The sequence below is a fragment of the Dickeya chrysanthemi NCPPB 402 genome, from assembly GCF_000406105.1.
GTDB lineage: Bacteria > Pseudomonadota > Gammaproteobacteria > Enterobacterales > Enterobacteriaceae > Dickeya > Dickeya chrysanthemi.
On the sequence record NZ_CM001974.1, the window covers coordinates 2,148,373 to 2,169,817 of the forward strand.

A 21,445-nucleotide genomic window follows, 5' to 3' on the forward strand; every position below is an offset into this window, starting at 1 on the left:
GGTATCAACTGGCCTGTGACCAGGGGATGGTCGGTGTGACCGTATGGGGATCGTGCCGGTTGCCGACAGAGGATTGCCGCGCGGCTGCAATCAAAGCGCGGGTATAAGTATGGCGGGGCGCATTCAGCAATTGGCGCATGTCGCCTTGTTCAACCAGACGACCGTTTTCCATAACCAGTGCGCGCTGGCAGATCATGGCGGCCACCGTGATGTCGTGGGTGATGAACAGCAAGCTGGTGCGCGGCGATTGTTGCAGCCTGGTCTGTAAGGTTTGCAGAACCTGCGCTTGCGTGACGACATCCAGCGCCGTCGTGGGCTCATCGGCGATCAGCAACGGCCGTTCGCACAGCAACGCCAATGCAATACACAGACGCTGACGTTGGCCGCCTGAAAGTTCGCCGGGATAGCGCATCAGCACGGTTTGCGGATCGGTAAAGCCGACGGCACGCAGCAGGTCGGGTAATACCTGTGGGGCGGGTTGAGACCTGAGCGCCATGCGAAATTGGGCTTCAATGCTGAACAACGGGTTAAGCGATGTGGCGGAATCCTGAAAAATCGCGGCCGGACGTTCACAGGGCGGGCGCTGTGACAAGGCGATATTGGCCACTTCTTTACCCTGAAGTCGAATGCTGCCGCTGAGCTGGCCGCCGACGGGCAGCACCCCCAGCAGGCAACGTGCAGTCAGCGATTTGCCGGAGCCGGACCCACCCAGCAGACAGACACGTTCACCGGGCGCCAGAGAGAAGCTGACGTCATCAATCTTGTTTTTACCGTCAATACAAAGTGTTAATTGTTTGACATCCAGCACACGGCACCCCGGAATGTGAATATTTATTTCAAATAATATGTTATAACATATCAATTAAAATAAAAACCCGTCGGTCGATGTGGAAATCAGATGAGCGTGAACCAGACGTTCGGCGTACCGCGTGGCTACGGTTTGGGAGGCAATGACAACAGGAAAAAACAGCCAGCGCGTAACACGCCGGCTGTACAGGTCAGGTTAGTTATCGACCGTTTGTTTGTGGAAGATTTCGCGAAAGACGGGATAAATATCGTCCTGATCGCGGATGTGCTGCAGGGCGAAGTTATCAAAACTCTCTCGCAGCGCTTCATATTCCCGCCACAGCGTCTGGTGAGATCGGCGGGTGATTTCAATATAACTGTAGTAACGCACCACCGGCAGCAGGCGGGTGGCCAGTAACTCACGGCAGAGCGGCGAATCGTCCGCCCAGTTATCGCCATCGGAAGCCTGCGCGGCATAAATATTCCACTGCGCAGGGTTATAACGCTCTTTGACGACATCCTCCATCAGTTTCAGGGCACTGGAGACAATGGTGCCGCCGGTTTCCTGAGAGTAGAAGAATTCCTGCTCATCTACCTCCTTGGCCTGCGTATGGTGGCGGATATACACCACCTCCACATTTTTGTAGGTTCGACTCAGGAACAGATACAGCAGGATGTAAAAACGCTTGGCGATGTCTTTGGTGGCCTGATCCATAGAGCCAGAAACATCCATCAGACAGAACATCACCGCCTGGCTCGACGGCTCCGGCCGGCGCTCGTAATTCTTGTAGCGCAGGTCGAAGGTATCGATAAACGGTACGCTGGCGATGCGCTGACGTAACTCGGCGATCTCCTGACGTAGCTGTTCCTCCTCCAGCAGTTGAGCCGGTTCGGTGTTTTCCAGCAATGCCAGGTCTTCTTCGCGCTGGTGAAGCTCGCGCCGTTTACCCGCTGTCATCGCCATGCGACGCGCCAGCGAGTTCTGCAAAGAACGCACGACGCTGATATTCGCGGGGACGCCATTGGCGGTGTACCCCGCACGGTGGGTTTTGTACTCGTTCAGTTGCCGGTGCTCGGTTTTTTTCAGGTTGGGCAGCGCCAGGTCCTCGAACAGCAGGTCAAGATATTCATCTTTGGAGATCTGGAACACAAAATCGTCCTGACCTTCACCATCCTGGCCGGCATCGCCCTGGCCTGAGCCACCGCCACCGCCGCCACCTTGAGGGCGTTCGATCTTGTCGTTTTCAACGAAATGATCGTTACCGGGGTGTACCCGGTGGCGGACTCCGCCCCGCCCTTGATGGAACATCGGTTCACTGATATCCGCGTTGGGAATCGAGATAGACTCCCCGTTTTCCACGTCGGTGACCGACCGCTTGTTGATGGCCCCGGCAATCGACTGTTTTATTTGCGACTTGTAACGGCGCAAAAAGCGCTGGCGGTTAACCGCGCTTTTGTTTTTGCCGTTCAAACGCCGATCAATGAAATAGGCCATGTTTCCCCCAAACGACATGCCTGTCGATGTCCGGCATCAGGATGACTTCCTCACGCGCAAGTACCATTCGCACAGCAAACGCACCTGTTTGCGGGTGTAGCCTTTTTCCATCATGCGATCGACAAAGTCGTCGTGCTTTTTCTGCTCTTCCGTCGAGGTTTTGGTGTTGAACGAAATCACCGGCAACAGCTCTTCGGTATTGGAGAACATCTTTTTCTCAATGACCGTACGCAGTTTTTCATAGCTGGTCCAGTTCGGATTACGGCCGTTGTTGCTGGCGCGGGCGCGCAATACAAAGTTGACGATCTCGTTGCGGAAATCTTTCGGGTTGCTGATGCCCGCCGGTTTTTCAATTTTCTCCAGTTCAGCGTTCAGAGATTCACGGTCAAACAGCTGGCCGGTATCCGGGTCGCGGTACTCCTGATCCTGAATCCAGAAGTCGGCGTAGGTCACGTAACGATCAAAGATGTTCTGGCCGTATTCCGAGTAAGATTCAAGGTAAGCCGTCTGGATTTCCTTACCGATGAACTCGGCATATTTGGGAATCAGGTAGCCTTTCAGGTGTTCCAGGTATTTCTCCGCCACATCTTGCGGGAACTGTTCCCGTTCAATTTGCTGCTCCAGCACATAGAACAGATGGACCGGGTTGGCCGCCACTTCGCTGTGATCAAAGTTGAACACGCGCGAGAGGATCTTGAAGGCAAAACGGGTGGAAAGCCCTTTCATGCCTTCATCGACACCGGCGTAATCGCGGTACTCCTGATACGACTTGGCTTTCGGGTCGGTATCTTTCAGGCTTTCGCCATCGTATACCCGCATTTTTGAGTAGATACTGGAATTTTCCGGATCTTTGAGCCGCGACAGGATGGAGAAACGCGCTAACGTTTCCAGCGTACCAGGAGCGCAGGGGGCGCGGCTCAGCTCACTGTTTACCAACAGCTTGTCATAAATTCTGACTTCTTCGGAAACCCGCAGGCAGTAAGGCACTTTGACGATGTAGACACGGTCGAGAAAGGCCTCGTTGTTTTTGTTGTTACGGAATTGCACCCATTCGGATTCGTTGGAGTGCGCAAGAATAATCCCGTTGAACGGCAGGGCGGCGATGCCTTCGGTGCCGTTATAGTTACCTTCCTGCGTGGCGGTCAGCAACGGGTGGAGCACCTTGATCGGCGCCTTAAACATTTCCACGAATTCCATCACGCCCTGGTTGGCGCGGCACAGCGCGCCGGAGTAACCATAAGCATCCGGGTCGTTTTGTGCGAAATGCTCCAGTTTGCGGATGTCCACCTTACCCACCAGCGCTGAAATGTCCTGGTTGTTTTCGTCGCCCGGCTCGGTTTTAGCAATCGCCAATTGGGCCAGGATAGACGGCCATACTTTGACGACACGGAACTTGGTAATGTCGCCGCCGAATTCCTGCAACCGTTTTGCTGCCCAGGGTGACATGATGGTGCCCAGATAGCGGCGTGGAACACCGTATTCTTTCTCCAGAATAGACGCATCTTCCTGCGGGTTGAACAGGCAGAGCGGATGGTCATTGACCGGGCTGCGCTCACCATTGGCGCTGAGAACATAAATAGGAACGCGCTGCATCAGCGCTTTCAGCCGTTCGGCCAACGATGATTTACCACCGCCCACCGGCCCCAACAGGTAGAGGATTTGTTTCTTCTCTTCAAGCCCTTGCGCGGCGTGTTTCAGATAAGAAACGATTTGTTCGATGGCTTCTTCCATGCCATAGAACTCTTCGAACGCAGGGTAGCGGGCAATTACCCGATTGGAAAACAAACGAGACAGACGCGGTTCCTGAGCGGTGTCGACCATGACAGGTTCACCGATAGCCATTAACAATCGCTCGGCAGCGTTCACATACGCACTGCGATCTTGCTGACAGATGGTAAGAAACTCTTGCAGAGTGAACTCTTCGTCTTTGGCAGCGTCGTAACGCTGACGATAATGATCAAATATGTTCATAGCGTTGCCCGTCCTTCGTCGATTAACACAGAGTAAGAGAGCGAATGGTATGTATAAAGCCTATGTAATGGATGGCTCTCCCGGAAGAAGACTTCGTACTGAAATACAGCAACCCTTATGCCAACTTGACTGGTCACTGATCATCGGATAACCGACGACCCGTTGTAATCAGTAGAAATCCTCTGCCTTGTTTAAAGCGTAGTTTGCATCCATAAAATTGCCTCTATTCTTACGTCGCATTTTTAAGATATTTCAATGACTCACTTCGGCATGACAGCGCAAAACCCGGTTTCTTTATCGCCCAACGCAGACCCGATGCGGGGTGACGGCAGACAGATGAAATCGTTATAACTTATGTATCTTTCACATTAATGTGATGTATGTAGGACTCCGGTGCTGCTATTGTGCTGAATGTGATCAAATACGTAACATTGAAGGGAGTACGACCACCGTGAAAAAATACGTATTAACCGCCCTGGCGGCGATGCTGGCGGGAACCGGTGCAGTTCCCACTGCGTCGGCGGACGAGTTTTCCCTGGGGCTGGGCGCTGTCGGCGAAACGCCGATATACCGTGGCGATAGCGGGCACGTTTATCCTTTTCCTATGGTGAATTACGACAGCGAGAGCCTTTATCTGCGTGGTTTGCAGGGAGGGTATTACCTGTGGAACGACGAGCAAAACAAGTTATCGCTGACCGCCTATTACAGCCCTTTCGGTTTTAAACCGGGCGATAGCGATGATAACCAGATGAAGCAGCTTGAACGCCGACGCGGCACGCTGATGGCGGGGGTGGCTTACCGCTATGACGCCCGGTGGGGAACGTTGCGGACTACGCTTGCGGGAGACACGCTGGATTACAGCAACGGCCTGGTGTGGGATTCCGCCTACCTGTACCGTTTCAATGATGGCGACTGGAGCCTGACGCCGGGCGTCGGGATTACCTGGTCGAGTGAAAACCAGAATCGTTACTATTATGGCGTCACTGGCGATGAATCGGCGCGTTCCGGATTACGTAATTACCAGCCGAATGATAGCTGGTCGCCGTACGTCGAGCTGAATGCCGGGTATAAAATCAATGCCAGTTGGAGTTCCTGGGTGAGCGGGCGCTATATCCGGCTATCGGATGAAGTCAAAGACAGCCCGATGGTGGATAAAAGCTATAACCTGATGCTGGGGGGCGGCGTCAGTTATCGTTTCTAAGCGATACCTGAGACGGGACGATCGCCCAAATGGGGATTGGGTAAGCAAGCCGACCCGCTGACGTATGGCAGGGGCTTTAATGTCAAAAGGTTGTGCATCGGCTGCACAAAAATGGGGTGGATTCACCCCATTTGCACATTAATGGCGCAACTGAGGTTTGCTACCCTGAAGGCAGGAGGGTAAACGCATGATCAAGCAGGTAAAGTTCCCGAGTGGAGAAACGGTCCCCGCGATTGGACAGGGGACCTGGTTTATGGGCGAAAGCGCTCAACGAAAGGGCAGCGAAGTCAGGGCGTTACAGGCTGGTATCGATCTGGGCATGACGCTGATTGATACCGCGGAGATGTATGCTGACGGCGGTGCGGAAGACGTTGTGGGGGAAGCGATTCGCGGTCGCCGCGAGCGAGTCTATCTGGTCTCTAAGGTGTATCCGCATAATGCGGGCGGAGAGCGGGCGATTGCCGCCTGCGAGCGTAGCCTGAAACGCCTGCAAACCGATTATATCGATCTGTATTTGTTGCACTGGCGTGGCGGTATTCCGCTGGTCGATACCATCGCTGCGATGGAGAGACTGCAACAGTCCGGTAAAATTAGGCGCTGGGGCGTATCCAATCTGGATACCGATGATATGGCGGAGCTGTGGTCATATCGGGGAGGCGAACAGTGTCAGACCAACCAGGTGCTGTATCATTTGGGTTCACGAGGCATTGAGTATGATTTGTTGCCCTGGTGTCAGCAGCGGCAACTGCCCGTGATGGCGTATTGTCCGTTGGCTCAGGCCGGGCAACTGCGTTACGACCTGCTCACACACCCGGCGGTCGTGCAGGTGGCGCAACAACAGGCACTGACGCCGGCACAGGTGCTGTTGGCTTGGGTAATTCGCCAGTCTGGCGTTATTGCTATTCCGAAAGCCAGCACACTGGCGCATGTCACAGAGAATGCCGCGGCACTTGAGGTGACGTTGTCACCTGAGCATCTTGCCATTCTGGATGCGGCGTATCCTGCGCCACATCGCAAACAACCGTTGGATGTGGTGTAGACGAGACGTTGCAGCATGGCTGGCACAAGCCAGCCATGAACGAAAGCGATAAGGTTATTTGCGCAGGCGAAGCGTTGTAGTCAACTGTGCCGGCGCCTGTGTGGTTGCTATGAACGGCTGAGTAACGCGCGCGGTTTCAACACAAACAAACGTCTGGTAGCCGTCATCCGTCATGTCGCTGATGGTGCGCGACAGTTCTGCGCCCGGATTCCAGGCCACCACATCGCTGTGATGAGCGTGGTGCACTTCAATGGTGCGTTTCAGTACCGGGTCTTCAATCAGGCTGACTGGTGCCGGTTGGGTGTAAATACGATCAGTACGTGTAGTGAAGGTCAGATCACCCTGTTGGGTATCGGTTTTGCCATCGTTAACCTTGTCGATAAAGGTATTGCCCAGCCCGCTGATACGAATTTTGCTGATGTCGCCAATCTGGAAATAGGTGTGCAGCGCGCTGGTGATGCTGTAGTCGCCGTGGCATTCGAGTTCCATACGGCATTCCTCGGCACTGAAATGGAAGCGTGCAAGAACGGTAAAGGCATGCGGCCAACTGGCGCGAGTCTGCTCGGAGTCACGCAATGTGAAGGCGAGGGTTACGCCATTTGCATCTTCACTGTGAGAGGTGAACTCCCATGCCAGCAGGCGGCCAAAGCCGTGGTTGGGCTGTGCCGCCGGGCCGAACCAGGGGAAGCAAATCGGTACGCCGCCACGAATAGCCACGCCGTTTTCGAATGGTGTGTTATCGCTTAGCCAGAGTACCGGCTGTTCGCCTGTGGGCTGCCAACTGAGCAGATGCGCCCCCTGTAGTGCAACGGCAGCGCGAACCTGTGGATGATCCACCACAATAACCGGTAGTTGATCCAGTTGGCGTTGGCTCAGATGTGTGGTGATCGCATTATCGATGGGAAGTGAATAAATTTTATCGTTCATGGTATTGGTTTGCCTTGGTGGTCTTGTTGTATACCCTCAATAATTCGAGTTTCAGGACAACACGCTCGCGTGTTGAGCAACGCACCTGCAACGTGAAGTATGACGGGTATATACCCAATAAAAAAGGGCGACTTATGTCGCCCTTTTATCATCTATTCATCGCCACATTATTTGGAGATGTGGGCGATCAGATCCAGAACCTTGTTAGAGTAGCCGGTTTCGTTGTCATACCAGGAAACCAGTTTCACGAATGTGTCGCTCAGTGCGATACCGGCTTTGGCATCGAACACGGAGGTCAGTTTTTCGCCGTTGAAATCGGTGGATACTACGTCATCTTCAGTGTAACCCAGAACGCCTTTCAGCTCGCCTTCAGAAGCGGCTTTGATAGCGGCACAAATTTCTTTGTACGTTGCCGGTTTTTCCAGACGTGCAGTTAGGTCAACCACAGATACGTTCGGGGTCGGAACGCGGAACGCCATACCAGTCAGTTTACCGTTCAGTGCCGGAATAACTTTACCTACAGCCTTGGCTGCACCGGTAGAAGACGGGATGATGTTCTGAGCTGCGCCGCGGCCGCCGCGCCAGTCTTTGTGAGACGGGCCGTCAACGGTTTTCTGAGTAGCGGTGGTCGCATGAACAGTAGTCATCAGCGCTTCAACGATGCCGAATTTGTCGTTGATAACTTTAGCCAGCGGTGCCAGGCAGTTAGTAGTACAGGAAGCGTTGGACACGATCTCCTGACCAGCGTAAGACTCGTGGTTAACACCCATGACGAACATCGGGGTATCGTCTTTGGACGGGCCAGTCAGAACCACTTTCTTGGCACCGGCCTGAATGTGTTTACGTGCGGTTTCGTCGGTCAGGAAGATACCGGTTGCTTCAGCAACAACGTCAACACCCACTTCGTTCCACTTCAGGTTAGCCGGATCTTTCTCAGCGGTAACACGGATGGTTTTGCCGTTAACAACCAGATGGCCGTCTTTTACTTCAACAGTGCCTTTGAAGCGACCGTGGGTGGAGTCATACTTCAGCATGTACGCCATGTAATCCGCATCCAGCAAATCGTTGATGGCAACGATTTCGATGTCAGTGCGTTCCTGGGCAGCGCGGAAAACGATACGGCCAATACGGCCAAACCCGTTGATACCTACTTTGATAGTCATATATTCCACCAGCTATTGGTTTGTGAATAAAAGGTTGGTTGTAAAATTACAAAAACCTTACTGAGCGTCAAGCGGAATCGTGTCAATCGTTGCGGTAAGTCAAAAGTCCGTTCAACAGTTACACGATAAACAGCTATCAGCCTAATTAAAGGGCATAACCCAATCATATGAGGAATGCACAGGCATGGAAACACCTGCCATAGATGTAATTGTGATGGTGATCACAATTAAAAGTGCCATTACTGCGTGGGGGTAAGTGTAGGCCAAAATAGGCTGTAGCGGTGTTAACTTTTTGTTAGAATTATGCATCGTCATTCTGACGAAAAAATCGTGTTTCAGTGAGAATCTGATGACCAAGACAACTGTTTTCCAACGTAATCTGGATGAGTTAACCGATTTGCAGCGACAGGTCACGCAGCAGCGTGGGACGGAAAGTCCTTACACCGGTAAACTGCTGCATAACAAGCGCACCGGCGTTTATCACTGTTTGTGTTGCCATCAACCGCTGTTTTATTCTGACGATAAATATGATTCCGGCTGCGGCTGGCCGAGCTTTGATAGTCCGGTGAGCGCGAATGCTATCCGCTATCTTGATGACTATTCCCATCATATGCACCGCATTGAAATCCGTTGCAGCCAATGTGATTCGCACTTGGGGCATGTGTTCCCGGATGGCCCGCAAGAGACGACCGGCGAGCGTTATTGCGTGAATTCTGTGTCGCTCAGTTTTATCGATGCAGAAGACGGTCAGCAGACGGATGGTTAGCCGCGTTAATACACTATATTGACTTGAAACGTTTCAGCCAAATCTGACTTCAGGCAAAAGAAAACATGCAATTAGATGATTTAATAAACAGCATGACGCCGGAAATTTATCAGCGTCTGACCACTGCGGTGGAATTGGGTAAATGGCCGGACGGTGTAGCGCTGACGGCGGAGCAAAAAGAAAATGCATTGCAGATGGTGATGCTGTGGCAGGCACGCAATAACGCCGAAGCCGACCACATGACGATCAACACCCGCGGTGAAATTGAAATGAAAAGCAAGCAGGAGCTCAAGCAGCGGTTTGCCGGCGATACCATCACCACACTGAAACCGCAAGACTAAACCCAATCACGCCAGCGTTGTCGACTGGCGTGATGAGCACGTGAATTAGTGACCGAGCGATGCAATAAACGTCGGCAGGTCAACCAGCGTGGCGCCGTGTTTCTCCATCACTTCCAGCGCCTGCTGGCTATCTTTCGGGTGCAGGTTTACGCCGCGGCAGCCGTCGGCCAGTACTTCGGTTTGATACCCCAGCGCCAGCGCATCCAGCACGGTATATTTCACGCAGTAATCCGTCGCCAGCCCCATGATGGTCAACCGGGTGATGTTTCTGGCCGCCAGCCAATCGTGTAACTCGGTGCGGGTGCGGCGACCGTTATCGAAAAAGGCGCTATAGCTGTCGATAAAAGGGTGTGTTCCCTTGCGCACGACCCAATTTATGGCCTGCTGGTTCAGTTTGTGATGAAAGTCGGCGCCGGGTGAGCCTTGTACACAATGTTCCGGCCACCAGACTTGCGGCAAACCGTCCAGTTCGCCTTGCTCGCCGATACGGGTGCCGGAGTTGACGGCGAAACTGCGGTGATCCGCCGGATGCCAGTCCTGGCAGGCAACCACCATCACCCCGGCCTGCTGGCAAGCGGCGATAGCCTGATTGGCTATCGCGACCACGCTGTCGCCGTCCGAGACGGCCAGCGCGCCGCCGGCACAGAAGTCATTTTGGATATCCACCAGCAAGAGTACTCTGTTCATATTATCTTCTTCTTATTGATGTTTTATGTGTTTGTTGCAGGCGATTCAGTCTTTGTCGCTCAGTTCTCCGCGCAGGTTCTGTTGCATAAGCTGGCGGATCTGTTCGGGAGAAAGATCGTTCCTGCTTAACAGATAATGCAATTTCGTCAGTGCCGCTTCAACCGTCATGTCGAACCCGCTGATGACGCCGGCCTGCGCCAGCGCGTTACCAGTGGCATAACCGTCCATGTTGACCCGCCCGGAAATACATTGCGTCAGGTTAACTACCACAATGCCGCGCTCTGAAGCCTGACGGAGCTCGTCAAGCAAACCTGAGCTTTGGGGCGCATTACCGACGCCATACGAGCGCAGAATCAGTGCCTTAACCGGCTGGCGGAGGAAATTGCTCACCACGTCGGCGGAAATCCCCGGATAGATGGTCACCACGCCGATGGGCTGCGGGGTGATGGCGTGAACTATCAAGGAGCCGTCGATCGGATCCGGATTAACCGGCGTCAGACGGCGAATATGGATACCGGCTTCCAGTAATGGCGGGAAGTTAGGCGAAGCAAAAGCGTCAAAACCATCGGCATGCGCTTTGGTGGTGCGATTGCCGCGCAATAATTTGTTGTTGAAGAACAGGCTGACCTCATTAACCGGATGATTGGCGGCTACGTACAACGCATTCAGCAGGTTGGTTTGCCCATCGGAGCGCAATTCCGCCAGCGGAATTTGTGACCCTGTCACAATAACCGGTTTGGCAAGATTCTCCAGCATGAAAGACAGCGCTGAAGCAGTAAACGCCATCGTGTCGGTGCCGTGGAGAATCACGAATCCATCGTATTGGTCATAGTTTTGCTGGATATCGTTTGCAATCGATTGCCAGTCTGACGGCGTCATATCAGAGGAATCAATCAACGGCGTATATTCATGGATAGTAAACGAGGGCATCTCCGGGCGGTGGAATTCCGGCATTTGCGCCAACTGTTGTTGCAGGTGGCCGGAAACCGGGACATAACCGTGGGCGGAACGCTGCATACCGATAGTGCCGCCGGTATAGGCGACGTAGATGGATTTCTTTTGCATGGGTGCGATTGGTCGGGACACTGTTGGTTGTCGAAAGGGATAGCCCTGGGAAATGGGATTATAAAAAGGTTTCAGTAGTAAAGACAGCCCGACAGGCGTCGGGCTGTGTAAGCGTGTGTTAGCGTAGGTCGCCGCAATTCAGGCACAAAGCATAACGATTTTGCGGATCGTTCAGGGCATCCAGAATTGATGTCTGGGCGTGAACGGTTTGCGCCAGTTGAATAACCGGTGCGGGGATCACCGCCTGCAAGGCGGAAGGCAGCATCGCGTAGACGGCGCTCCTGACCTGAGTGAACATGGCATTGAGCAAGTCCGACTCTTCGGTATACCAGCTCAACTGATACTGTTCCAGTTTGGCCAGTTCCGCGGCTTTTTTCACGGCATCGTCAAAGTCGCCTAACTGATCGACCAACCCATTGGTTTTCGCATCGCTACCGACCCAGACATGGCCCTGGGCGATGGCATCGACTTCCTGCGTCGTTTTCCGGCGAGACTGAGCAACCAGTGAAATGAAATTCTGATAACCACGTTCGATGCTAATTTGCATCAGTTGGCTGGCTTGTGACGGCAAGGCCTTAGTTTGAGACAGATCAGCCAATGGCGACGTCGCCACGCCGTCGGTATGTACCCCAATGCTATCCAGCGCGTTTTCAAACGTGGTAACCACACCGAAAATTCCAATCGAGCCGGTCAGAGTACTGGGGCTGGCAATAATGGTGTTTGCCGGGGTGGAGATCCAGTAACCGCCAGAGGCGGCCATACCCCCCATCGATACGACGACCGGTTTACCGGCTTGCCGTGCGGCCATCAGCTCTGAGCGAATCAGCTCGGAAGCGGTCACACTGCCGCCAGGGCTGTTGACCCGCAGGATGATGGCTTTGACTTTCGGGTCCAGACGCGCATCGCGAATCTGTGCGGCGGTGGTGTCGCCGCCGACGTACCCCGGCGTTTCTTTACCATCGACAATCGTCCCGCTGGCAAACACGACGGCGATCTCGTTGGTACTGACGGCGGGAGGCGCCGGTGTGTAATCATAGATGCTGGTAAAATTGAAGTTTTTGGTCTTGGCGTCCCACCCAAAGGCTTTTATCAACGCCTGTTCAACCATCGAACGGGAGGCGACTTCGTCCACCAGTTTATTTTCCAGCGCATAGCGAGCTGTATCGCCATCCACTGTTTGCAGGTTGGCGAGTATCTTCTCAGCACCGGGGAACAGCTGTTGTGGGGTGATCTGGCGATTGGCCGCTACCGTGTCGAGATAGTGTTGCCAAAGGGTGGAAATCCAGCGGTTGTCGGCCTCACGGGCGTCAGGCGACATATCGTCGCGGATAAACGGCTCGACGGCGGACTTGTAAGTGCCCACGCGGAAAATATGGGCGGTCACCTTCAGCTTATCCAACAACGTTTTGTAATACAGGTTGCTGGTGGCGAAACCGTGCAGATCGATATTACCCTGCGGCGTCAGGTAAATTTTATTGGCGAAGCTGGCCAGATAATATTGCGTCTGGTTGAAGTTGTCGCCGACGGCAAAAATCGGTTTGCCGGCATCGCGGAATTCGCGCAGCGCTTTGCCGATGTATTGCAACGAAGGCTGATCCGCGCCGACGAAATCAGACAAGTCCATCACCATGCCGGTAATATTGCTGTCGTCTTTGGCCTGACGGATGCTATCAACGATATCAAACAACGAATTCTCCTGATGACGGCTTGCCGACACGCCGAAGAACTCCCGCCCGAACTGACGCAGCTTATTATTCATGGCGGGTTTATCCACCACGACCCCCGTCAGATCCAGCAGTAACGCTCCCCGTGCCGGCTCAGCCTGCGGGGTTTTTAACTGGCTGTAGATTCCGATACCGACCAGGATCAAACAGATCAGAAAAAGGTTGAGGATAAATTCGCGGGTAAAATTCAGCAGGCGCCACCCCCATCTGAATATTCCACTGAAAATTCGCCACATTGTGCGCATGTCCACTCCGTCAAAAGAAAACTGGGTTTAAGCTGTGCTCCGTATTGCCGGATAAGATGGCATTGCCAATGTTATCTGCGCAATTGCATCCGTATGCAGGCACTGGCGGTATCCTAATGAGCGATAGAATAAAAGTCAGCTATTTATCTTGCCTTATGGTCGGTAGCTGGGGGCTAACTTGTAACAAATCTTCTACCTGTGCTACCGTGGCGCGCAACCGGATTTTATTTACCGACAGCAGATTTTTCATGACAGGAGAGAGGTGATGGATGCTCTGGAATTGCTACTGAATCGTCGTTCGGCGTCCCGTCTGGCTGCACCTGCGCCGGCAGGTGAGGCACTGGAGAATATCCTGCGTGCGGGGTTGCGAGCGCCGGACCATGGCGCATTGCAGCCCTGGCGTTTCTCTCTTATCCAGGATGAGGGATTGTCCCGTTTTAGCGAATTGCTGGTCCGGGCGGCATTACAGGATAAGCTGGATGATGCGGCGGTTGATAAAGCGCGTCAGGCGCCATTTCGCGCGCCGATGATTATCACCGTCGTGGCTCATTGCGAAGATCATCCTAAAGTTCCCCATTGGGAGCAGGTCGTATCGGCCGGCTGTGCGGTGCAGGCGATGCAAATGGCTGCGCTGGCGCAAGGCTTCAACGGTATCTGGCGCAGCGGCGCCTGGACCCATCATCCGTTGGTGCGGGATGCGTTTGGGTGCCGTGCATCGGATGAAATCGTCGGTTTCCTGTATTTGGGAACACCGCAGCTTAAAGCCTCCGCCGCTATCACGCCCGTGGATAGCGCGAAGTTTGTCAGCTATTTCTAATTTCTTGACGATGTTTCCCCCGACTTGCGCATTCCACAGGCCGTGAGTGGGGGATATCCGTTCTGCCTTGCGGTGTAACATGCGACTGTTTATTGCAGAAAAACCCAGCCTTGCCAGAGCCATTGCCGATGTGTTGCCGAAACCGCATCGGCGTGGTGATGGCTTCATTGCCTGCGGCGACCAGAATACGGTGACCTGGTGCGTGGGGCACCTGCTGGAACAGGCTCAACCAGATGCCTACGACGCCCGTTATGCACGCTGGTCGCTGACGGACCTGCCGATAGTGCCGCAGAAATGGCTGCTCCAGCCGCGGCCATCTGTCAGTAAGCAGCTGAATGTGATTAAAAAATTACTGACGCAAGCGGATGAGATCATCCATGCCGGCGACCCGGACCGGGAAGGGCAGTTACTGGTGGATGAAGTGCTGGAGTATCTGGCGTTGTCGGAAGAGAAACGCCAGCACGTGCGCCGTTGTCTGATCAACGACTTAAACCCGCAAGCGGTAGAGCGTGCGGTGTCGCGTCTGCGTGAAAACCGGGAGTTTGTGCCGCTGTGCGTTTCGGCACTGGCGCGTTCACGCGCCGACTGGCTGTACGGCATTAATATGACCCGCGCTTATACCTTACTTGGGAAGAATGCCGGTTATGAAGGCGTGCTGTCGGTCGGTCGGGTTCAAACGCCGGTTTTGGGCCTGGTGGTGCGGCGTGACGAAGAGATCGACAATTTTGTGCCTCGCGACTATTTCGAGGTTAAGGCGCACATCGTCACCCCAGCCAAAGAGCGGTTCGTTGCGTTGTGGCAACCCAGTGAGTCGTGCGAGCCGTATCAGGACGAAGAGGGGCGTTTACTGCATCGCCCGCTGGCTGAGCACGTCGTCAAGCGCATCGAAGGGCAACCGGCATGGGTGACCGCCTATAGTGATAAACGGGAATCGGAAACCGCGCCGTTGCCGTATTCCCTTTCCGCCTTGCAAATTGAAGCGGCCAAACGCTTTGGCCTTAGTGCCCAGCAGGTGCTGGATATCTGCCAACGTCTGTATGAGACGCACAAACTGATTACCTACCCGCGTTCGGACTGTCGGTACTTACCGGAAGAGCATTTCGCCGGGCGACAGGCGGTGCTGAACGCGATTGCGACACATCGGCCGGATTTATTGCCGCAACCGGCGGTTGATCCTGAACGCCGCAATCGTTGCTGGGATGACGGCAAGGTCGATGCTCACCACGCCATTATTCCCACGGCACGCAGTGCCCGAACGTCGTTGACCGAACAGGAAAGTCAGGTGTATGGGCTGGTTGCCCGGCAATACCTGATGCAGTTCTGCGCAGATGCGGTATTTCGTAAATGCGTTATCGATCTGGATATTGCCGGCGGCAAGTTTGTCGCTAAGGCCCGGTTTCTGGCTGAGGCGGGATGGCGTACGCTGCTCGGCAACAAAGAGCGAGATGAGGAAAACGAAGGCATGCCGTTGCCGGTGGTGGCGAAAGGCGATGAATTGCTGTGCGAACGGGGCGAAGTGGTGGAGCGACAGACTCAGCCGCCGCGGCCGTTTACCGATGCGACGTTGTTGTCCGCCATGACCGGTATTGCCCGCTTCGTTCAGGACAAGGCGTTGAAGAAAATTCTGCGCGAAACCGATGGACTGGGCACTGAAGCCACACGCGCAGGTATTATCGAGCTACTGTTTAAGCGTGCCTTTTTAATCAAGAAAGGGCGTTCTATTCATTCCACCGATGCGGGCAAAGCCTTGATCCATGCATTGCCGCCGATAGCGGCTCACCCGGATATGACCGCACACTGGGAAGCGACGTTGACGCAGATTAGCGAGAAGCGTTGCCGCTACCAGGACTTCATGCAGCCATTGACGCAATCGTTGTATGAACTTATTCAGCAGGCCCGGCAAAGTGGTAATATCCAGGCATTCAGAGGATTACCGGCGGTTAAGCGCACTACGCCCGAAAAACGGAAACGCCGTCAGTCACGTTCAGCCAGCACCAAGGAGTAACACAGATGAAAGCATGGGGCACCTTCCTGATGGCAACAAGCCTGTTGGTTTCTTGCGCTACGCAGGCGGCGACACAAACGACAGTGATTACGCAGGGAAATCCTGTCGTACTGCCGGGGAATGTCGGCACACACAGCACGGTATCCGGCTCACACGGTAACACCAACACCGAGGTGGTGGTGCCGGTTCCGCCCCAGGTTATCTGGGGTAACGGTAACGGCGGCAATGTACAGCGCGAGACTCAGGTCAATTGCATGAGTTGCTGTATTTACCAGAACAAAAATTACTCTGAAGGGTCGGTGGTCAGGGCGGAAGGCGTATTACTGCAATGTCTGCGTGATAAAGGCAATCTGGGCACCAATAATCTGGTGTGGCGGATTATCAAAGATCAGCAATAAGCGCTGATAACGGGGCGGAGGCCGCCCCGTTTAGAACGTTAGAGCGTGAACTCCGCCCACACCGGCGCATGATCGGATGGTTTCTCCATTCCACGAATCGCATAATCAATGCCGGTGGCGGCACAGCGGCTGGCTAGTGGAGGCGTCGCCATGATCAGGTCAATGCGCAGGCCGCGGTTGTCGTCAAACCCGGCCGAACGGTAATCAAACCACGAAAACCGGTCCTGACATTCGGGATTGGCCGCCCGGAAGGTATCGACTAATCCCCAGCTTTTCAGCCGTTCCATCCATTCGCGTTCTTCCGGCAGGAAAGAACATTTACCGGTGCGCAGCCAGCGTTTACGGTTTTCCTCACCGATGCCGATATCCTGGTCGGCCGGGCTGATGTTCATATCACCCATGATCAGAACAGGTTGTTCTGACTGATGATGTTGCTCAAGATAATGCTGCAAGTCCTGATAGAAGCGGGTTTTGGCCGGAAATTTTACCGGGTGGTCGCGGCTTTCACCTTGTGGAAAGTAGCCGTTAACCACGGTCAGCGTACCGAGCGGTGTCGTCAGGTCCGCCATGATGATGCGGCGCTGAGCGTCGTCGTCGTCGGTAGGGAACCCGCGACGGACCGCCAGCGGTTCGGCTTTGGTCAGCAGCGCAACACCGTAATGGCCTTTCTGCCCGTGATAGAACACGTGATAACCAAACTGTTTCACCTCGTCGAGCGGAAACATATCGTCATGGACTTTGGTTTCCTGCAAGCCGATCACATCAGGTTGGTGTTGTTCGATGATGGCGGCCAGTTGATGGGGACGAGCGCGCAGCCCGTTGATATTGAAAGAGACAAACTTCATATTCGCTGCCGTTGTTAAAAAAACGTGTTCCGATGTTAGCAGAAAGGCGGGAACCGAGTCACGACGACGATACGATCGCATAGGCTGTCATCACTATGGGTGATGGCTGGTTGAAGCGGGTAACGATAGCCCGTATACTCCGCCGCTTGCAGGAGAGCGGAAGGCGCTGACAGACCTTCCCGCCGAAGGCGCAAACTCCCATAATCGCTCAGGCCACCTTACTGCACATCTCAATGACGCCAACTGGAGAGCGGTTGCCAGACAACCCACCGAAGGGGCAAGCGGTTTGACCGCGTAAACTCTCAGGTAAAAGGACAGAGGGAGGGGCACCTTTCACAAGGGTACGTGTGTGCTGACCTATATTTATCTGATCGCTATTACCGCTGAGGGAATGTCCGGTGCGTTGGCCGCCGGTCGTCGTAATATGGATATTTTCGGTGTCTCGATGATCGCCTTTATTACTGCGCTGGGCGGCGGCACGGTGCGCGATATCCTGTTAGGCAATTACCCCATCGTCTGGACTCAACATCCTGTTTATATCTACCTCACCATCGGTGCCGGTTTGCTGGCGGTGCTGGCGGCACGCGTGATGCACCATTTGCACCGGCTGTTTCTGGTGCTGGACGCCATGGGATTGGTGGCCTTCACGATTATCGGTTGCAATGTAGCGATTGAACTGGGCTATTCGCCGACGGTGGTGGTGATGGCAGGGATTACTACCGGCATCTTCGGCGGTATTTTACGGGACATTTTCTGCAACCGGACCCCGATGGTATTGCGCAAGGAGCTGTACGCCTGCGTCTCATTGCTGGTCGCGTTGGTGTACCTTAGCCTGCGTGAACTTGGCATCAATCACGATCTCAATCAGTTGATCTCGTTCTCAGTCGGATTGGCGCTTCGGCTGGCCGCTATTTTTTGGTCCTGGCAGTTGCCGGTATTCAGTTATATGCCGGAGCGCTGGAAAGAGTAACGACCTTGTCTGGAGACGCCTGATGCTGCACGAATGCGGTGGCGTCGGTGTCGATAAGCGGACGTAATCACGAGTCAGGCGAATCACAAACACCGGAACGCGCCGTCAGGTTAGTTCATGGTTTCATGTCTGCGCTTATGTTTGCGTCAGATACCAGAAAGTGACTGCAGAGTGGTTTTTGAGAACAAGATTGGGGAAACGTGGCAGAGATGGTGGTGGGGGAAGGATTCGAACCTTCGAAGTCTGTGACGGCAGATTTACAGTCTGCTCCCTTTGGCCGCTCGGGAACCCCACCACTGGCCTGATTGCTCTTTCATGTCGAGCGGGGCGCATAATATCAAATGCCGCGCCCCTGTAAAGATAGAAAAAACAAAAACAAGTTTGTTTGCCGTTTTTTTATGCCGCCCGCTGCAATTGTAAGCGAAGGGCGGCGACGTGCTAATCAACGCAGAATAATCGTACGATTACCGTAAACGAACACGCGTTGAGCCAACACATGGTATAACGCCCGGCTCAGTACATTTTTCTCTACGTCGCGACCGGCACGCATCATGTCGTCAGCGGTGTAGGTGTGATCGACGTGAATCACGTCCTGCATGATGATGGGGCCTTCATCCAAATTGTCGTTCACGTAATGGGCTGTAGCGCCGATGATTTTCACGCCGCGTTCGTAAGCCTGATGATACGGGCGTGCGCCGATAAACGCCGGCAGAAACGAGTGATGGATATTGATAACCCGGTTAGGGTAGTTCTGAACAAACGCGGGCGTCAGCACGCGCATGTATTTCGCCAGCACCACGTAGTCAGGTTTGTATTGGTCGATTTGTGCGACCATTTTCAGGTCGTGCTCTTCGCGCGTCAGTCCTTCGTGGCTGACCAGATGGAACGGGATATCAAAGCGTTCTACCAACGTACGCAGCGTGTCGTGGTTACCGATCACCGCAGCGATCTCCACATCCAGACCGCCGTAAGTGCTTTTCATGAGCAGATCGCCAAGACAGTGCGCTTCTTTGGTCACCAGAATAACGACACGACGACGTCCGGCGCTGCTCAGTTCACGCGCTGAGCCTTCGGGTAAGGCGCTGTCCATATCAGCCAGCAGCGTTGTGTCATTGAAAATGCCTTCCAATTCCGTACGCATGAAGAAACGGCCGGTACGGTGATCAACGTATTCCGAGTTCTGCACAATATTCAGTTCGTGCTTGTAACAGATGTTGGTGATCTTGGCGATAAGCCCTTTTGCATCAGGGCAGATTGTCCGTAAGATTTTTCTTTGGATATTCTGGGATTGCATGGAATTGGGATCCTGTCCAAAACATAAATTCAGATGTTGCCGTTACGCGATGCCGGAATCATCGCAGTAATCAAGGGTGTTATTGTCCACAGCACTTTTTGTATTTTTTGCCGGAGCCGCATGGACAGCTGTCGTTCCTGCCGGTTTGCAAGTGAACGCCGTCAACATAGTACCAGCGATCGTGATAGCGAAGGAAGCGGGAACGCTCCCTCATCAGCACCCGATGCCCTGCATGTCCGGCTGTGCTATAACTGGCGGCGAACTCCACATACCCTTCATCCGCGGTTTTCCCTGACGCCGCATTCAGAATCTGTAGCCCGAGCCAGTGAGTATCCGCGAAACTGGCGGCGATGTCGGCTCGCCAGTTTTCCGCATGGCAATCCGGGTGCCAGGTGGCAACAAGATAATCGACATCCTGTTTGACGTAAGCGGTATAGCGTGAACGCATCAGCTGCTCAGGACTGGAGGGCTGGCTATCATGACGTAGGTAGGGCTGACAACAGCGCTCATAAGGCTGATCACTGCCGCATGGGCAATATTCGGACACAATATCTCCTGCAAAATTCTGCCGTAACGTTAATTAATGAGACACGACTGATAAAGCGTGCGCTATGTTACCCAATACGGTTTATCCGTCGCAATCACCCTGCTTTGTGGACGAATAAGAGTAAGGTGGCGTTCGCCGGTGTCGTTATATGGAATGACCACTGGCAATAATCGCGCATCATCGTGGGGCACCGCCTAGAATAAGACATTGGAGGTAACACCATGCGGAAGGTAAAAATAGGCCTGGCGTTGGGCTCTGGCGCAGCAAAGGGATGGGCGCACATTGGCGTGTTACACGCGCTGGAAGAATTAGGGATCGTGCCGGAAGTTGTGGCCGGATGTTCGGTCGGCGCATTGGTCGGCGCGGCGTATGCCACGCATCGCCTGGACAGCATGGCGCATTGGGTGAATGGCTTTCGTTATTGGGATGTTATCCGGCTGATGGATTTTTCCTGGCGTCGTGGCGGGTTATTGCGGGGGGATCGCGTTTTCAACCATGTAAAGCATTTGCTACGTACGCAACATATTGAGGAGTGTGCTATCAAGTATGGTGCGGTGGCGACTAACCTGAGTACGGGAAGGGAACTTTGGCTCACACAGGGAGACTTACATTTGGCTATTCGTGCTTCCTGTAGCATGCCGGGGTTATTGGCGCCGGTACAATTGAACGGTTACTGGTTGGTGGATGGCGCTGTGGTTAATCCGGTGCCGGTTTCATTGACGCGGGCGATGGGGGCCGATGTGGTGATTGCCGTCGATTTACAGCATGACGCCAGCTTACAGCCGCATAATTTATTGTCTGCCAAACCGGTTCAGGCGGATACGCAGGCGGATACGATAGCGACGTCACGTAACTGGCGCGAACGTATCCGTCATCGATTAGCCCAGCCTTTTCGCCGGCAGACGGAAGTCGCTCCTACCGCGATGGAGATCATGAGCACATCCATACAGATATTGGAGAATCGCCTGAAAATGAACCGTATGGCGGGCGATCCTCCGGATGTATTGATTCAACCCTACTGCCCGCAAATCGCCATGTTGGATTTTCATCGGGCGGAAGAGGCGATTGAAGCCGGCAGGGCGGCGGTGGAAAAACAGCGGGAATTGTTGTTGCCGCTGGTAAACCACGGCATATAGGATGATTTAGGATTCAGTAACGA

The 21,445-nt window shown here is 54.0% G+C and carries 20 protein-coding genes, 1 tRNA gene and 1 riboswitch; of the genes, 9 read left to right on the top strand and 12 right to left on the bottom strand.

Translation table 11 applies throughout. The features are described from left to right. Window positions 1-4: 4 nt before the first annotated feature. From DCH402_RS09635 to yeaG, 3 genes are all read right to left on the bottom strand, one after another. Window positions 5-808 carry an ATP-binding cassette domain-containing protein gene (locus DCH402_RS09635; RefSeq protein WP_050583288.1) on the bottom strand — a complete coding sequence of 268 codons (804 nt, stop codon included), beginning with the start codon at window positions 806-808 and terminating at the stop codon, window positions 5-7. A 195-nt stretch (window positions 809-1,003) separates the two neighbouring features. Next, window positions 1,004-2,281 carry a YeaH/YhbH family protein gene (locus DCH402_RS09640; protein WP_040000890.1) on the bottom strand — a complete coding sequence of 426 codons (1,278 nt, stop codon included), beginning with the start codon at window positions 2,279-2,281 and terminating at the stop codon, window positions 1,004-1,006. 36 nt (window positions 2,282-2,317) lie between these two features. Next, on the bottom strand, window positions 2,318-4,252 hold the full coding sequence (gene yeaG, locus DCH402_RS09645) for a protein kinase YeaG (protein WP_012769928.1): 1,935 nt from the start codon (window positions 4,250-4,252) through the stop codon (window positions 2,318-2,320). Window positions 4,253-4,703: 451 nt separating this feature from the next. Here yeaG and DCH402_RS09650 point away from each other — a divergent pair, with 451 nt between their 5' ends. Together DCH402_RS09650 and DCH402_RS09655 are read left to right on the top strand one after the other, a co-directional pair. Beyond that, window positions 4,704-5,453, top strand: a complete 750-nt coding sequence (locus DCH402_RS09650) for a MipA/OmpV family protein (RefSeq protein ID WP_040000891.1) — start codon at window positions 4,704-4,706, stop codon at window positions 5,451-5,453. A 187-nt stretch (window positions 5,454-5,640) separates the two neighbouring features. Next, window positions 5,641-6,492 (top strand): aldo/keto reductase, encoded by an 852-nt coding sequence (locus DCH402_RS09655; RefSeq protein ID WP_040000892.1) that lies wholly within the window; start codon window positions 5,641-5,643, stop codon window positions 6,490-6,492. A 54-nt stretch (window positions 6,493-6,546) separates the two neighbouring features. On the opposite strand, the gene DCH402_RS09660 is transcribed toward DCH402_RS09655, so the two are convergent. Both DCH402_RS09660 and gapA read right to left on the bottom strand, forming a co-directional pair. Continuing rightward, window positions 6,547-7,419: a D-hexose-6-phosphate mutarotase gene (locus tag DCH402_RS09660; protein ID WP_040000893.1), complete on the bottom strand. Its 873-nt coding sequence runs from the start codon at window positions 7,417-7,419 to the stop codon at window positions 6,547-6,549. Between the two features lie 167 nt (window positions 7,420-7,586). Then, complete coding sequence (gene gapA, locus DCH402_RS09665) at window positions 7,587-8,582, bottom strand: glyceraldehyde-3-phosphate dehydrogenase (protein WP_040000894.1); 996 nt, start codon at window positions 8,580-8,582, stop codon at window positions 7,587-7,589. 349 nt (window positions 8,583-8,931) lie between these two features. On the opposite strand from gapA, the gene msrB reads away from it, so the two are divergent. Next, the gene (gene msrB, locus DCH402_RS09670; RefSeq protein ID WP_040003519.1) at window positions 8,932-9,348 is read left to right on the top strand and encodes a peptide-methionine (R)-S-oxide reductase MsrB; all 417 of its coding nucleotides are present in this window, start codon (window positions 8,932-8,934) and stop codon (window positions 9,346-9,348) included. Between the two features lie 65 nt (window positions 9,349-9,413). Next, the gene (locus DCH402_RS09675) at window positions 9,414-9,689 is read left to right on the top strand and encodes a YeaC family protein (protein ID WP_012769922.1); all 276 of its coding nucleotides are present in this window, start codon (window positions 9,414-9,416) and stop codon (window positions 9,687-9,689) included. A 45-nt stretch (window positions 9,690-9,734) separates the two neighbouring features. Here DCH402_RS09675 and pncA read toward each other — a convergent pair whose 3' ends face one another. The 3 genes from pncA to sppA all read right to left on the bottom strand — a co-directional run bounded on the left by pncA (window position 9,735) and on the right by sppA (window position 13,410). Beyond that, entirely contained in the window at window positions 9,735-10,376 is a 642-nt protein-coding gene (gene pncA, locus DCH402_RS09680) for a bifunctional nicotinamidase/pyrazinamidase (protein WP_040000895.1), read from the bottom strand. 45 nt (window positions 10,377-10,421) lie between these two features. Further along, complete coding sequence (gene ansA, locus DCH402_RS09685) at window positions 10,422-11,441, bottom strand: asparaginase (RefSeq protein ID WP_040000896.1); 1,020 nt, start codon at window positions 11,439-11,441, stop codon at window positions 10,422-10,424. 118 nt (window positions 11,442-11,559) lie between these two features. Next, complete coding sequence (sppA, locus tag DCH402_RS09690; protein ID WP_040000897.1) at window positions 11,560-13,410, bottom strand: signal peptide peptidase SppA; 1,851 nt, start codon at window positions 13,408-13,410, stop codon at window positions 11,560-11,562. A 265-nt stretch (window positions 13,411-13,675) separates the two neighbouring features. On the opposite strand from sppA, the gene DCH402_RS09695 reads away from it, so the two are divergent. The 3 genes from DCH402_RS09695 to DCH402_RS09705 all read left to right on the top strand — a co-directional run bounded on the left by DCH402_RS09695 (window position 13,676) and on the right by DCH402_RS09705 (window position 16,630). Next, entirely contained in the window at window positions 13,676-14,227 is a 552-nt protein-coding gene (locus DCH402_RS09695; protein WP_040000898.1) for an NAD(P)H nitroreductase, read from the top strand. 79 nt (window positions 14,228-14,306) lie between these two features. Then, on the top strand, window positions 14,307-16,232 hold the full coding sequence (locus DCH402_RS09700; RefSeq protein ID WP_040000899.1) for a DNA topoisomerase III: 1,926 nt from the start codon (window positions 14,307-14,309) through the stop codon (window positions 16,230-16,232). A 5-nt stretch (window positions 16,233-16,237) separates the two neighbouring features. Continuing rightward, window positions 16,238-16,630, top strand: coding sequence for a DUF1496 domain-containing protein (locus DCH402_RS09705; RefSeq protein ID WP_040000900.1), 393 nt, complete (start codon window positions 16,238-16,240; stop codon window positions 16,628-16,630). A 38-nt stretch (window positions 16,631-16,668) separates the two neighbouring features. Here the strand turns inward: DCH402_RS09705 and xthA are convergent, their stop codons facing one another. After that, the gene (gene xthA, locus DCH402_RS09710; RefSeq protein ID WP_040000901.1) at window positions 16,669-17,475 is read right to left on the bottom strand and encodes an exodeoxyribonuclease III; all 807 of its coding nucleotides are present in this window, start codon (window positions 17,473-17,475) and stop codon (window positions 16,669-16,671) included. A 233-nt stretch (window positions 17,476-17,708) separates the two neighbouring features. Further along, window positions 17,709-17,803, top strand: a riboswitch (glycine riboswitch). A gap of 21 nt (window positions 17,804-17,824) precedes the next feature. Here xthA and DCH402_RS09715 point away from each other — a divergent pair. Next, a complete protein-coding gene (locus DCH402_RS09715; RefSeq protein ID WP_012769914.1) occupies window positions 17,825-18,445 on the top strand; it encodes a trimeric intracellular cation channel family protein in 621 nt (206 codons plus the stop codon). 210 nt (window positions 18,446-18,655) lie between these two features. Here the strand turns inward: DCH402_RS09715 and DCH402_RS09720 are convergent. The 3 genes from DCH402_RS09720 to DCH402_RS09730 form a co-directional block, all read right to left on the bottom strand. Further along, window positions 18,656-18,740, bottom strand: a tRNA-Tyr gene (locus DCH402_RS09720). A gap of 147 nt (window positions 18,741-18,887) precedes the next feature. After that, window positions 18,888-19,739, bottom strand: coding sequence for a formyltetrahydrofolate deformylase (purU, locus tag DCH402_RS09725; protein ID WP_012769913.1), 852 nt, complete (start codon window positions 19,737-19,739; stop codon window positions 18,888-18,890). A 79-nt stretch (window positions 19,740-19,818) separates the two neighbouring features. Next, on the bottom strand, window positions 19,819-20,286 hold the full coding sequence (locus DCH402_RS09730) for a YchJ family protein (RefSeq protein WP_040000902.1): 468 nt from the start codon (window positions 20,284-20,286) through the stop codon (window positions 19,819-19,821). 221 nt (window positions 20,287-20,507) lie between these two features. Here DCH402_RS09730 and rssA point away from each other — a divergent pair, with 221 nt between their 5' ends. Further along, window positions 20,508-21,422, top strand: a complete 915-nt coding sequence (gene rssA, locus DCH402_RS09735; RefSeq protein ID WP_040000903.1) for a patatin-like phospholipase RssA — start codon at window positions 20,508-20,510, stop codon at window positions 21,420-21,422. Window positions 21,423-21,445: the final 23 nt, after the last annotated feature.

Excerpts from the sequence above, each read along its gene's own strand:
- DCH402_RS09655 (WP_040000892.1), top strand. The coding sequence starts at position 5,641 with ATGATCAAGCAGGTAAAGTTCCCGAGTGGAGAAACGGTCCCCGCGATT.
- purU (WP_012769913.1), bottom strand. The coding sequence starts at position 19,739 with ATGCAATCCCAGAATATCCAAAGAAAAATCTTACGGACAATCTGCCCT.
- rssA (WP_040000903.1), top strand. The coding sequence starts at position 20,508 with ATGCGGAAGGTAAAAATAGGCCTGGCGTTGGGCTCTGGCGCAGCAAAG.
- DCH402_RS09705 (WP_040000900.1), top strand. The coding sequence starts at position 16,238 with ATGAAAGCATGGGGCACCTTCCTGATGGCAACAAGCCTGTTGGTTTCT.
- msrB (WP_040003519.1), top strand. The coding sequence starts at position 8,932 with ATGACCAAGACAACTGTTTTCCAACGTAATCTGGATGAGTTAACCGAT.
- yeaG (WP_012769928.1), bottom strand. The coding sequence starts at position 4,252 with ATGAACATATTTGATCATTATCGTCAGCGTTACGACGCTGCCAAAGAC.
- ansA (WP_040000896.1), bottom strand. The coding sequence starts at position 11,441 with ATGCAAAAGAAATCCATCTACGTCGCCTATACCGGCGGCACTATCGGT.
- gapA (WP_040000894.1), bottom strand. The coding sequence starts at position 8,582 with ATGACTATCAAAGTAGGTATCAACGGGTTTGGCCGTATTGGCCGTATC.
- sppA (WP_040000897.1), bottom strand. The coding sequence starts at position 13,410 with ATGCGCACAATGTGGCGAATTTTCAGTGGAATATTCAGATGGGGGTGG.
- DCH402_RS09695 (WP_040000898.1), top strand. The coding sequence starts at position 13,676 with ATGGATGCTCTGGAATTGCTACTGAATCGTCGTTCGGCGTCCCGTCTG.
- DCH402_RS09700 (WP_040000899.1), top strand. The coding sequence starts at position 14,307 with ATGCGACTGTTTATTGCAGAAAAACCCAGCCTTGCCAGAGCCATTGCC.
- DCH402_RS09675 (WP_012769922.1), top strand. The coding sequence starts at position 9,414 with ATGCAATTAGATGATTTAATAAACAGCATGACGCCGGAAATTTATCAG.
- DCH402_RS09660 (WP_040000893.1), bottom strand. The coding sequence starts at position 7,419 with ATGAACGATAAAATTTATTCACTTCCCATCGATAATGCGATCACCACA.
- xthA (WP_040000901.1), bottom strand. The coding sequence starts at position 17,475 with ATGAAGTTTGTCTCTTTCAATATCAACGGGCTGCGCGCTCGTCCCCAT.
- DCH402_RS09640 (WP_040000890.1), bottom strand. The coding sequence starts at position 2,281 with ATGGCCTATTTCATTGATCGGCGTTTGAACGGCAAAAACAAAAGCGCG.
- pncA (WP_040000895.1), bottom strand. The coding sequence starts at position 10,376 with ATGAACAGAGTACTCTTGCTGGTGGATATCCAAAATGACTTCTGTGCC.